The sequence below is a fragment of the Amphritea opalescens genome, from assembly GCF_003957515.1.
Taxonomy (GTDB): Bacteria; Pseudomonadota; Gammaproteobacteria; order Pseudomonadales; family Balneatricaceae; genus Amphritea; species Amphritea opalescens.
This window is the reverse complement of sequence record NZ_RQXW01000001.1, coordinates 101,065-112,577: the sequence shown is the minus strand read 5'-3', so window position 1 is coordinate 112,577 and position 11,513 is coordinate 101,065. Positions and strand designations below refer to the sequence as shown.

The window sequence follows — 11,513 nt, the reverse complement described above, 5'->3', positions numbered from 1 at the left end:
GGGGAAACGAAAAAGACTACCCATTTCAGGTATTTGCACCTTATATAACTAAAGACTAATGTAACGCGCAACAAACAAGGCTCAATGAACCGCAGATAGCAGCACGCTTATCCAGCAGCGATCAGTCTCGGTGGCCAGTGCAGATCTGACTGCTGATTCAACCAGCCTTTAGCCCCTCGATAATCCTGATAGTACTGTGCTACCGTGGACCAAAAAGCGGCGGAATGATTCATATGCCGCAAGTGGCTTAGTTCATGCACGATGACATAATCGATAATATGCACCGGTGCCATGATCAGCAGCCAATTAAAACTCACCACCCCGCGACTGGTACAGCAACCCCATTTGCGCCGATAACTCCGTACCCTTACTTCCGAGGGCGTCAGTCGCATCTGCTCGCTCCAAAAACCAACCCGCTTTTGAAAGTAGTTAACGGCTTCTGCCCGATACCACCCTTCTAGCTGTTCGCTGATCGCCTCTGCTCGGGGTTTTCTTATACGGTGGGAAAGGGACAACTGCAGGCTCTCCCCGTGACGACTAACATGGGTTGCCTGCTGACCTACATTGACCTCAAGGCGGAGACGTTGCCCTAACCACAGTAGCTCGCTGCCCTGATCGAGCGGCACCGGTATGGAGACAAGCGGTACTCGCAGACGCAACGCTTGCTGTCGATCCTTGATCCACGCTTTTTTTTCAGCGACGAAGCGATCAATCCTCTCACGCGACACCCGAGTCGGCGCTAACACACGAACACTATCAGGACGCACCTGAATCTCAATGGTACGCCGGCGAGCGCTACGCCGCAGCGTGTAGTCGGGCAATGTTATAGAATCGTTCATCGGTAAAGGGAATAACTCGTTGTTATATACATGACATGATGATCTCGCTAACCCTGAATCCTTGCGCCGGCCATCCCTGCCAATAAACGGCCACTATAACGCAGGCCGCGCAGCATCTATAGGGCTAGCCTTAAGGATCAATGGACAGCAGCGCACAATAATAGCTTTGAACTGTTGCGGTAGTTCAGGGTTTAAGTCTTCCGCATAACGAATCTGCTCATAGCAGCGGGACAGTGTCTCAAACTCCTCGGTTAATGTTGGGAAAGCCAAACTTAACCGATCAAAGAACTGCCCTACGGTTTCCCCCGGACGGCGTTGCTGCTTAGGCCCTAAACAGCGATCTAACTGTGCCAACGCTTTCATCACATCATCTTTAGGCGCTCCTCGGCGCCGTAACAGGCTCACCGCCACCAGAGACAGCACCAAAGCCCCGGGGAGCATAATCATCAATAAAAGGTTAACCACGGAGATATCACCTAACCACCGCTGTAACAGACCCGATTGGCGCTCATGAAAATTCAGCACCCAGCGGTGCCAATCGTAGTTAATCGCCTCATAACGCTGCCGCAACTGCTTTAAAAAAGCGCCGCTGAGAAAACCGTTACGCATCAGCATCGAATCGGCCAGAAACGAAGGTTCGTTACTAAAAAGCTGTGCCGCGGACTGCTCCAACCGAAGCGGAGCCACGACCGAGGTAGGATCAAGCCGATGCCAGCTTAAATCCTCTTTATCCCAATACTCCAGCCAAGCATGCGCCTCATATTGACGCACCGTGAGCACCCCATCCACTGGATTCATCTCCCCGCCAAGATAACCGCCGACCACCCGTGCAGGAATACCCGCCGCTCGCAGTAACAGCACCCCAGCACTGGCAAAGTGACCACAGAAACCCTGCTGACTCTGAAACAAAAACTGATCAATCGAATCATTCTGTTGCAGTAAAGGTGGCTCAAGGGTGTAACGGAAATCACGGGCGAAAAAGCTCATCATCTGCGCCGTAAACCCTTTAATGTCAGATTGCTCTGCGACCCAACGTTGCGCTAGCTGGCGCGCCTTAGCGTTTCCCGTGGACGGCAACTGTAAATAATGATCTATCTGAGCGGTAGACAAGGCTTCGCGCACCGCGCCGATACGAGAGGCTAACGAATACTGTGTGCGCTGCATCAGCGGCTGCGCTTCCTGTAACGTCCAATCCTCAATCTGCCGAAATTTGGCAGGGTAACGCAGCGGCGTATCGAGCCCATAGCGCCAACGCTGCCCGGTGGGCTCCATTACTACCTGATAATGATAGGTCTGAGAGTTGGGCGCTAAATCACCCAGCACCGTTTGTTGGGGCTTGGGCTTACTCTTAACCGCTGCTCGGCTCTGCGCCACCAGCACATCCGAGCGGCGCCAAGCTCGGCCATCAAACTGATCATAGGTTAACCCACGCCAATAACGCCGATTCTCCGGCGGTAACGGATCATCAAAACGCGCCCTAAAAGCGATCTCGGCGGAGCGCGTCAAGCGACTCACATCCCCCGGTGACATCGAATCCGACAGACCGGTAAAACTCTGGCCTGAATTCATATCCACCTGCCAGAGCGGGCCGATACGGGGAAAAATCAAAAACAGTATCAACATCATCGGCAACGCTTGCATATACAGCACCGCGGAGCGTTTTAACGGCCGCCAGATATCGTTGTTTTGCTGGCTGCGATACACCGTGTTCAAACAGGCCGTCACCACGATCAGTGATAACAGACTGTAAAGCGCCATCGGAATCGACTGATAAAAGAGGAAGCTACACACAATCAATAAAAACGCGACATAGAGTATTACCAAGGCATCTCGGCGTCGGTACATCTCGGTCAGTTTGAGCACAAACGCGGCAATCAACAACCCCACCGTCACCACCATCACCGAGCTATGCCGCAGCTCCGCAACCAGCCCAGCCAAGACCAGTAACATCACCCCGACACGGACGCCCCAATGGGGAAAGCTCCAGCGTCCACGGTAAACCATTAGACGCCAACCCACCGCCAGCAACGCCAACACAAATAACCAACTGGGCACGATACTGATATAAGGGGCCATCACCATCAGGATGCTCACCAGCAACCAGATCATACTGCTACGGGCTAGCTGAAATAATGGTTTCATCTTACACCAACCTGAGAGGCGGGCTTCGCTGAAGGAGCCAAGTCTGATTCACGGCTAACCCCATCCAAACCGAAACAGGCCAGTGCCGCTAAAATCTTAAGCCGATGGGCCTCTCCCCGATTCGGTGGGATATGACAGCCGGGAATATCCAAGCCATAGGCCTCATCGCCATGGTGTAACTGCAATAACCACCAAGTCAGGCGAGACAAGCGCGCTTCGGGACTCAGCTCAGGCCAAAGCGCCCAACTGAGCCAGCGGTGGTGGTCGCTCAATTCCACATACTCCTTAGCGTGCATCCCCTGCCCCCGAGCATAATGCTTCCAGGCGACCCGTTTCAGCGACATTCCAGGCTGATAGTTCACCAAACCGTTAAACTCTTCACCGCCAGGACGTTCACTCTGATCTGTTGAAGATTGATCGCCACTCCCCACGGAATTCAGGTCGGATAACTGCCCTCCTTTCACCGGTCGCGGGTACACCGGCGTAGTAAGGTCCACCTGCACCCAGGTCCAGGCACGAAACAGCCCCAGAGGATAATAAGTTTCAATCAATAGCGGACCCGCCTGAAACATGCCCCGCCGAGGAGGTGTCTGATACAGGGTCAGACTCACCGGTTGATCATCTAAGAGATCGACAGCGCTACCGGATTCTTGGCCTAGACGCAGCTGAATACTTTCATATTGTCGCTGGCCCTGCGGCGTCAATAGTAGATCGAAGGCGGCCTGCTCACCCGCAAAACAGGGGTGCCCACGGAGGAACTGTATCGTTAACCCCGACAGGTTGGCATAGGTATGTAGAATCGTCACCACAAAGAGACTGGCTAACAGAAAGGTGACGGCAAACATCAGGTTATTTTGAAAGTTAATGGCCAAGACCAACATCACCAATAACAGCAGCAGAAACAGAAACCCGCTGCGCGACGGCACGATATAGATACGCCGCTGGCTCAATGTCAGTTTTTTTAATCGCGGGCTACGCTTTAAGCTCCACTCATACGCCGCATCTGCTAAGCGTTGTCGTATCGATACTATCATCGAGGCCTCTGTAACATGTCTAAAGATCCCTAACGAAACAATTAGGCCACCACATCCACGCGACTGAGTAATTGCTGCACCAATCCATTGGCCGTCAAGCCAATATCCTCGGCTGCCCGCAAGCGGTGACCGGTCACAGGACCGAGTAACTGTTGCAGATCTTCAGGAATCACATAATCCCGCCCCTGAATATAGGCCCAACTACGACAGGCACGCAGCAACGCCAACGCCCCGCGGGGAGAGATACCAAAACTGAATTCTGGGGCCTGTCGACTATGTGCGATCAGTCGTTGCAGATAATCCAGCAGACTGTCAGAAACTTTTACCGCCGCACAGGCTTGCGAGATCGCCTGTAGTTGAGCCGGTGAGATCACCGCGGCCATCGTCTCGAGCCGTTGTCGAGGATCTCCGCCTTTGAGAAGTTCCCGTTCGGCCTGAACATCGGGATAACCCAGCTCAATCCGCATCAAAAAGCGATCTAACTGAGACTCAGGTAGTGGAAATGTCCCCTGCTGGGTAATCGGGTTTTGTGTCGCTATCACAAAGAATGGCGCAGGCAGCTGATGTGTCTGACCATCGAGACTCACCCGCCCCTCTTCCATCGCTTCGAGCAGTGCAGACTGTGTTTTCGGCGTGGTACGGTTGACCTCATCGGCCAGCAATAACTGTGTAAATACCGGCCCCGGATGGAATTCGAATCGGTTCTGGGCCGGATCAAAAATACTCACCCCGAGAATATCCGCCGGCAACATATCACTGGTGAACTGCAAGCGCTGATAATCTAACCCCAGCACCTTCGCCAATGCATGGGCGAGGGTCGTTTTCCCCATCCCCGGCAAATCTTCAATCAACAAGTGGCCCTGACTCAAAAGGCAGGTTAACGCCAGCTTGATCGCTTCCTCTTTACCGTAGAGAACACTGGACACCTCTTTGATGGCCGCTTCAATCTGGTCTCTCATTGGCTCTCCAACTGATGGCTTCGGTAAATCATGTTCGACCCTTTTTATTAAACCGCCGTATTAAACTACTGAGTTAAACCGTTGTATTAAACCACTGCGTTAAACCGGTTGATCATCGTTAGCGCCGTAACGCCTTAATTTAAGACAGGCCTTATTCTTTAAGACAATAGATGCAAAACATGCGCCGCTAAACGGCTAAAACTCACTCTTAGCCTTAACGTTAGCCTTAAAACAATGGCCATTATAGCGATAGTCAGCTCTGATAAATCAGTAAACACCCACTAGAGTACCCAAAATCAGACCCAATAAAAAAGGCGCCGAGCGCCTTTTTTAAATCATTGTGCTAACACTAGTGACTAGTGCTGATGACCGCCGTCGCCATGGGCATGACCATGCTCCATCTCTTCAGCCGTAGCATCCCGTACTTCAACCACTTCAACATCAAATTTGAGTGTCTGATCGGCTAGTGGATGGTTACCATCAACAATTACGTTTTCTTCGGTTACCGCGGTTACAACAACAGGTTGCTGACCCCAAGAAGTTTGCGCCATAAAACGCATACCCACTTCGATATCATCAACGCCATCAAAAGCAGCACGTTCAACTTCTTGGATCAGTTCAGGATTCAGTTCGCCGTAACCCTCTTCAGGAGAGACTTCAACTTTTACCTGATCGCCCGCTTTCTTACCCGCCAGTGCTTTTTCGAGTCCAGGGACAATGTTTCCAGTGCCGTGCAGATAGGCCAAAGGCTCTGCGCCGACAGAGGAATCCATGACCTCATCATCTAGGTTAGACAGGGTGTAGTGAATTAGGACAATCTTATTGTCGGCTATCTGCATTGTTCAGACCTCAATAGGTGTAGACATGAACAGCATCGCTGACAGAGGCCCGGATTAGTGTATTTTTCTAATCTGGGGGTGAGTAACAATATATCAACCCCTATGCTTAATTTTATCTGTTCGGGATGATGTTTCCTAAACCGATTCAAAGAGTGTTTGAATCAGTTCACGGGCACTAACCGAGCGACAGCCTCGACGGTTCTGACCACTCCAGAGCGGTGAAAAATCGCCCGACCCTTGCTGTTCAGCGGCCTGCCGCAAGGGGCCTACCGTCCCGCCTGCTAAGGGGAAAGCCGGCGCCTGGGTCATAGGACCGAGTTCCCGCATAACCCGATTCACTATACCTCGGGCCGGCCCACCGGAAAAGATATTGGTCAGCGCCGTGGGTGCATCCATATCGGCTAACGCCTGACGGTGAATCTCGCTAATACGCGCTTCATCACAGAGCAAAAAGGCCGTCCCTAGCTGTACACCCGCCGCCCCCATCGCCAGAGCACCACGGATACCCGCGCTATCCGCAATACCGCCGGCAGCGATTACCGGCAGCTGACTCACCGCCAAAATCTGCGGCACCAACGCCATGGTACCTAGCTGGCTATTGAGATCTCGGTCGAGGAAAAAGCCCCGATGACCACCAGCTTCGACACCCTGAGCGATAATTCCATCCACCCCTTGTTGCTCTAACCACAGCGCCTCTGCCACCGTGGTGGCACTAGAGAGCACTTTACAGCCAGCCCGGCGGACCCGTTCGAGCAGTGCGGCGTCTGGTAAACCAAAATGGAAACTCACCACCGAGGGCCGAAACTTTTCGACCACCGCCGCCATCTCATGATTAAACGGCTGACGCGCAGGAGCGGAAGGAATAGCATTGGGATCTAACCCGTAATCACGATAATAGCGACTCAAAGCGGTTCGCCACTCCTGCTCTTGAACAGGGTCGGGTGTTGGTGATTTATGGGCAAAAAAATTCAGATTGATCGGTTTATCCGTCGCCGCGTTGATCACCTCGAGTTCACTCGCCAGTTTCTGCGGCGTTAACATCGCACAGGGGAGTGAGCCTAACCCTCCCGCCTCGCTAACCGCTATCGTTAACGCCGCATCTTGGGCGCCGGCCATCGGTGCCTGAATCAGAGGCAGTTCAATACCAAACAGTTGTTCTAGCCGCATCATTAATCCTCCGCCAGTGCTAACCGCGCCCCGAGATAGATCAAGACAGCACCACTAATCGTATTGACACTATGTCCCACCATCTTGTTTTGTAACCACCGACGGGCACTATTCACCGCCAATGCCAAACCACACTGCCACAGCATGGCAATAACAAAATGAACCGCCGCCAAGAACAAGGACTGCATCAGTGCAGAGCCTTGTGGATCAATAAACTGCGGTAAAAAAGCCATATAGAAGAGCGCGGTTTTGGGATTCAACGCATTCGAAAGAAAGCCCTCGCGTAACGAGCGCCACAGTAGAAATGGCCGCACGCCGCCCTCAGGCAGCGTAAAGATGCTCTCGCCTTTAAAAACGCCACGTAGACTGCTGATACCCAGCCAGATCAAATAGCAGGCGCCGATCAACTTTAACGCATGAAAGGCATTGGCCGATTGCAACAAGATCACCGATATGCCCAGCGCCGAGACCGTGGCATGCAGAAACAGCCCAAAACAGATACCCGTACTGGTAGCAAAGCCATCTTTCCAACCACCGCGAGCACTATTACGAATCGTGACCATGGTATCGACACCCGGCGCCACCGTTAACAGGGTAATCGCAATTAAAAAAGTCACAAACAATTGGCTATCAATCATCAGCACAAACTCCATCACAAATCGATATTAATGACATATCATCAGGTTGAATAAAGGCGCGTTAGTGACCAAGAGATCAATACTCCGGTCAACCTTGAATCATTACATCATTGCATAAGCATGGGTGATTCGACGGCGTAATAACGCTATTGATTTAGGTGTAATCCATATACAGCCGACTATACCTGACGTAGCTGGCGTTGTATTACATAATAACGACCTATCACAATCAACAAAATCCCGCCTAACACCAGCAGCGCGGAGATCATCAGACGTAGAGTAATCACCTCATCGGCAAACAACACACCACCCGCAGCCGCAATGACCGGCACCAACAGTTGTAGCGCCGCCGCTTGCACCGCCGACAAACCGCGCAACGCACGATACCACACCGCATAGCCAATCCCCGACGCTACTCCTCCGGAAACCATGGCAAGAATAACGCCATCGACAGATAGAGAGATGTCGCCTAACAACAGAAGAATCACCAGTGTCGCTATCATCAGCGGCAGCGTTTTCAAAAAATTGTAATGGGTATCGGATAATGGATTAACCGAACCTCGACCGATGAGGGTATAAACACCCCAAGCAATCCCCGCCAAGGTCATCAGAATAAAGCCCCACAACGACGGGGTATTGAGTACCGGCAGCATCAAGTAGACAAAACCGAAAAAGGCCAAAACTAAGCCTAGCCATTCGACGATCAACAATCGAGTACCGCGAAAGAGGCTCACCAACACCATGGTAATCTGTACCGCGCCAAACAGAATTAATGCACCGGTGCCGGTATCTAAACTGATATAGGCATAGGAGAAGCCAAGCGCGTAAACAAACAGCATGGTGGCCGCCAACCAGCTTCCCTGTCGATGCGGCTCATCTGACCCGCGGCGCCCTTGGGTGAGATACCAAAGCAGTAACAAAACGACAATACCGGAGAACAATCGAATCAGGGTAAAACTACCCGCATCGAGCGCTTCTTCACCGAGGGCTAAGCGGCATAACACCGAATTACCCGCAAAGGCCACCAGAGCAAAGGTGGTATACAGTATCGTCGATAGATGTAATCGTAGATTCATTCCGTATTTCTCGGCTGATCGATCTCAGTTGGATTATTAGGATGTTGACGATACGCTCGCCCCAGTTGCCACAACAGCAATGCCGCACCACAGCCACCACTACCTAACACCATGGTCATAATCATGATTTGATAGCGCACCGCGATCAGCGGTGACACCCCCGATAAAATCTGCCCAGTCATCATCCCCGGCAACGAGACTAAGCCAACCGCCAGCAAGCTATTGATCTGAGGGATCATCGCCGCCTGAAATGCGGTAAGGCGCGCAGCCGATTCCGGTTTACCCTCTTTCAATTCAGAGTGATAACGTTCTGCCGCCAGACTGATCGCATTCATGGTATTGGCAAAGTACATACCCGCTAGCGGTATCACCACCCGCGGCTCGTACCAGGTCTCCACCCCAATCACCAAAAACAGTGAAATAAAGAGATGCAATCCGGCTGAACAGCTTAGGGCAATCAGCGCCGGCTTAAGATAATCCCGTTGGTGAGCAACAGGACGTAAGGCGATCCAACTGGCAATACCGACCATCAGGGTTAACACCGTGACCGTAATCCAGGGAGAGGGATTGTTAAACAGCGCCACCAGCACATAACCGACCGCCACCAATTGCAACGTCATACGCGCGGCGGATAGCAACACTTCTGATGCTTTGCCTGACCAACGGGCATAGACAATCGAAATCAATACCACCGGTAGCGCACACCAGGCAAGCGAGCCCCATGAAATCACATGCATCCGAACTCCCCTGTACTATCCTCAGTTTTCATCGGCAGTCTGCACCGCACCGTCTCGCCATTAGGCTTAATCGGCCTCTAAACCGATAAAACCACCCGATTGATGGGTCCACAGTTGTCCATAAACACCCCCTTTTGCCACCAGTTCATGATGGCTACCCTGCTCAATAATCTGCCCCTGATCCAATACGATCAAGCGATCCATCGCAGCAATCGTCGATAATCGGTGGGCAATGGCAATCACCGTTTTACCCTGCATTAAACTGGACAGGCCTCGTTGAATATCCGCTTCAACCTCAGAGTCGAGCGCCGAGGTGGCTTCATCCATAATGAGAATAGGCGCATCTTTGAGAATAACCCGAGCAATCGCCACCCGTTGCCGCTGTCCTCCGGAGAGTTTTACGCCACGCTCACCCACCTGAGCATCATAGCCGGTTCGCCCTTCTGGATCGCTTAAACCAAGAATAAATTCATGGGCCTCTGCCCGTTTGGCAGCGGCGATCATCTCGGCATCGGTCGCGTCGGGGTGACCATACAAAATATTATCCCGCACACTGCGATGCAGTAACGAGGTATCCTGGGTCACCATGCCGATCTGATGACGTAGACTCTCCTGCTGCACCTGACTAATATCTTGCCCATCGATCAACAGCTGACCGGCTGCTAAATCATGAAAACGCAGCAACAGATTCACCAAGGTTGATTTCCCCGCCCCCGAACGGCCCACCAACCCCACTTTCTCGCCCGGTTTAATCAAAAGGTTAAGGTGTTCAATCACGCCTTCGGTTTTATCATAATGGAATGATACGTCGTTAAAGTGAATCTCACCTTCCGTTATCGTTAACGGTTTTGCATCCGCCTGATCGGTTACTTCTAACGGCTGTGCAAGGGTATTCATGCCATCATTTACGGTACCGATATTTTCAAACAGCGCACTGATCTCCCACATAATCCACTGCGACATACCGTTAAGCCGAAGCGCCAAGCTAATCGCGATGGCGATGGCCCCCACACTCACCAAGCTAAAACTCCACAGATAGATCGCCACCGCGGATATCACAAACACCAACAGATAATTAAGACATTGCACCAACACATTGAGGCGGGTGGCCAGACGCATCTGCCGATAGACGGTGACAAGGAAACCGTCCATGCTTTCACGGGCATAGTCTGATTCACGCTGACTGTGGGAAAATAGTTTGACCGTCGCAATATTGGTATAGCTATCGACAATACGGCCGGTCATGGAAGAACGAGCATTCGCTTGAGTGGCCGAGATATCCCGCAACCGCGGCACGAAATAACGCATCACTAAACAATAGAGGATCAACCAGCCCAGCAGAGGCAGCATCAAACGAATATCCGATTGCGCCACCAGCACCAACATAGAAAGAAAATAAACGGCAATATAGACCAAAACATCCAGCAGTTTCATCACCGCTTCACGGACGGCCAGCGATGTTTGCATCACCTTCGTGGCAATGCGTCCGGCAAAATCATTCTGATAAAACGCTAAACTCTGGCGTAGTAGATAACGGTGCGCTAGCCAGCGAATCGACATAGGGAAGTTTCCCAACAATACCTGATGCACGATGACCGAATGTAACGCTACTAACAACGGCAACCCCACCAGCAGCAAAATACCCACCAGCGTCAGTGTGTCGCCCTCCTCCTGCCAAAACGTCTCTGGCTGCTTGGTGCCGAGCCAATCGACCAGTTGTCCCAGAAAACCAAACAGTGATACCTCAAGCACCGCCAACAGAGCTGAACATAGCGCCATGGATAACAGAGGCCACTCCATCCCCCGCATATAGTAACGGCAAAAAGCATATAGTCCTTTAGGCGGCTGGCCCGGTTCAGGCTCAGGAAAAGGGTTGGTCAGGCGTTCAAAAAATCGCAACATCAATAAAATCCAAACGAGGCATATTCGATAAAAGGCCGCAAAGCATACCCTAACCCTAACGGGTAAAACATATTAAACCCTATTTAGCCGATAACCTTCTTCGGTGCAGGCCGCAGCCGCCCCATGATCAATAGATCCCTATTAAACAGCCGAAAACCTTTAAATTTCATTTTTCTGGTC

General features: G+C 51.8%; 10 protein-coding genes. All 10 read right to left on the bottom strand.

Going from position 1 to position 11,513, the window contains the following annotated elements:
- Positions 1-107: 107 nt before the first annotated feature.
- The 10 genes from EH243_RS00480 to EH243_RS00435 all read right to left on the bottom strand — a co-directional run bounded on the left by EH243_RS00480 (position 108) and on the right by EH243_RS00435 (position 11,333).
- Positions 108-839 (bottom strand): M48 family metallopeptidase, encoded by a 732-nt coding sequence (locus tag EH243_RS00480; RefSeq protein ID WP_126156671.1) that lies wholly within the window; start codon positions 837-839, stop codon positions 108-110.
- A 93-nt stretch (positions 840-932) separates the two neighbouring features.
- Positions 933-2,981: a transglutaminase TgpA family protein gene (locus EH243_RS00475; protein WP_126156670.1), complete on the bottom strand. Its 2,049-nt coding sequence runs from the start codon at positions 2,979-2,981 to the stop codon at positions 933-935.
- Entirely contained in the window at positions 2,978-4,015 is a 1,038-nt protein-coding gene (locus EH243_RS00470) for a DUF58 domain-containing protein (protein ID WP_126156669.1), read from the bottom strand. Before EH243_RS00470 ends, EH243_RS00475 begins: the two co-directional genes overlap by 4 nt.
- A 41-nt stretch (positions 4,016-4,056) precedes the next feature.
- Positions 4,057-4,974 (bottom strand): AAA family ATPase, encoded by a 918-nt coding sequence (locus EH243_RS00465; RefSeq protein WP_126156668.1) that lies wholly within the window; start codon positions 4,972-4,974, stop codon positions 4,057-4,059.
- A gap of 356 nt (positions 4,975-5,330) precedes the next feature.
- A complete protein-coding gene (locus EH243_RS00460; protein WP_126156667.1) occupies positions 5,331-5,813 on the bottom strand; it encodes an FKBP-type peptidyl-prolyl cis-trans isomerase in 483 nt (160 codons plus the stop codon).
- Between the two features lie 135 nt (positions 5,814-5,948).
- The gene (locus EH243_RS00455) at positions 5,949-6,983 is read right to left on the bottom strand and encodes an NAD(P)H-dependent flavin oxidoreductase (protein WP_338142338.1); all 1,035 of its coding nucleotides are present in this window, start codon (positions 6,981-6,983) and stop codon (positions 5,949-5,951) included.
- A complete protein-coding gene (locus tag EH243_RS00450) occupies positions 6,983-7,618 on the bottom strand; it encodes a LysE family translocator (RefSeq protein ID WP_241234954.1) in 636 nt (211 codons plus the stop codon). The genes EH243_RS00455 and EH243_RS00450 overlap by 1 nt, the downstream gene beginning before the upstream one ends.
- A 179-nt stretch (positions 7,619-7,797) precedes the next feature.
- On the bottom strand, positions 7,798-8,694 hold the full coding sequence (locus EH243_RS00445) for a DMT family transporter (protein WP_126156665.1): 897 nt from the start codon (positions 8,692-8,694) through the stop codon (positions 7,798-7,800).
- A complete protein-coding gene (locus EH243_RS00440) occupies positions 8,691-9,431 on the bottom strand; it encodes an ABC transporter permease (RefSeq protein WP_126156664.1) in 741 nt (246 codons plus the stop codon). The genes EH243_RS00445 and EH243_RS00440 overlap by 4 nt, the downstream gene beginning before the upstream one ends.
- Before the next feature lie 66 nt (positions 9,432-9,497).
- Positions 9,498-11,333, bottom strand: coding sequence for an ABC transporter ATP-binding protein (locus EH243_RS00435; protein ID WP_126156663.1), 1,836 nt, complete (start codon positions 11,331-11,333; stop codon positions 9,498-9,500).
- Positions 11,334-11,513 lie beyond the last annotated feature (180 nt).

Bases quoted from the DNA above. Each gene is read 5' to 3' on its own strand.
- EH243_RS00480 (WP_126156671.1), bottom strand. From the start codon at position 839: ATGAACGATTCTATAACATTGCCCGACTACACGCTGCGGCGTAGCGCT.
- EH243_RS00475 (WP_126156670.1), bottom strand. From the start codon at position 2,981: ATGAAACCATTATTTCAGCTAGCCCGTAGCAGTATGATCTGGTTGCTG.
- EH243_RS00470 (WP_126156669.1), bottom strand. From the start codon at position 4,015: ATGATAGTATCGATACGACAACGCTTAGCAGATGCGGCGTATGAGTGG.
- EH243_RS00465 (WP_126156668.1), bottom strand. From the start codon at position 4,974: ATGAGAGACCAGATTGAAGCGGCCATCAAAGAGGTGTCCAGTGTTCTC.
- EH243_RS00460 (WP_126156667.1), bottom strand. From the start codon at position 5,813: ATGCAGATAGCCGACAATAAGATTGTCCTAATTCACTACACCCTGTCT.
- EH243_RS00455 (WP_338142338.1), bottom strand. From the start codon at position 6,983: ATGATGCGGCTAGAACAACTGTTTGGTATTGAACTGCCTCTGATTCAG.
- EH243_RS00450 (WP_241234954.1), bottom strand. From the start codon at position 7,618: ATGATTGATAGCCAATTGTTTGTGACTTTTTTAATTGCGATTACCCTG.
- EH243_RS00445 (WP_126156665.1), bottom strand. From the start codon at position 8,694: ATGAATCTACGATTACATCTATCGACGATACTGTATACCACCTTTGCT.
- EH243_RS00440 (WP_126156664.1), bottom strand. From the start codon at position 9,431: ATGCATGTGATTTCATGGGGCTCGCTTGCCTGGTGTGCGCTACCGGTG.
- EH243_RS00435 (WP_126156663.1), bottom strand. From the start codon at position 11,333: ATGTTGCGATTTTTTGAACGCCTGACCAACCCTTTTCCTGAGCCTGAA.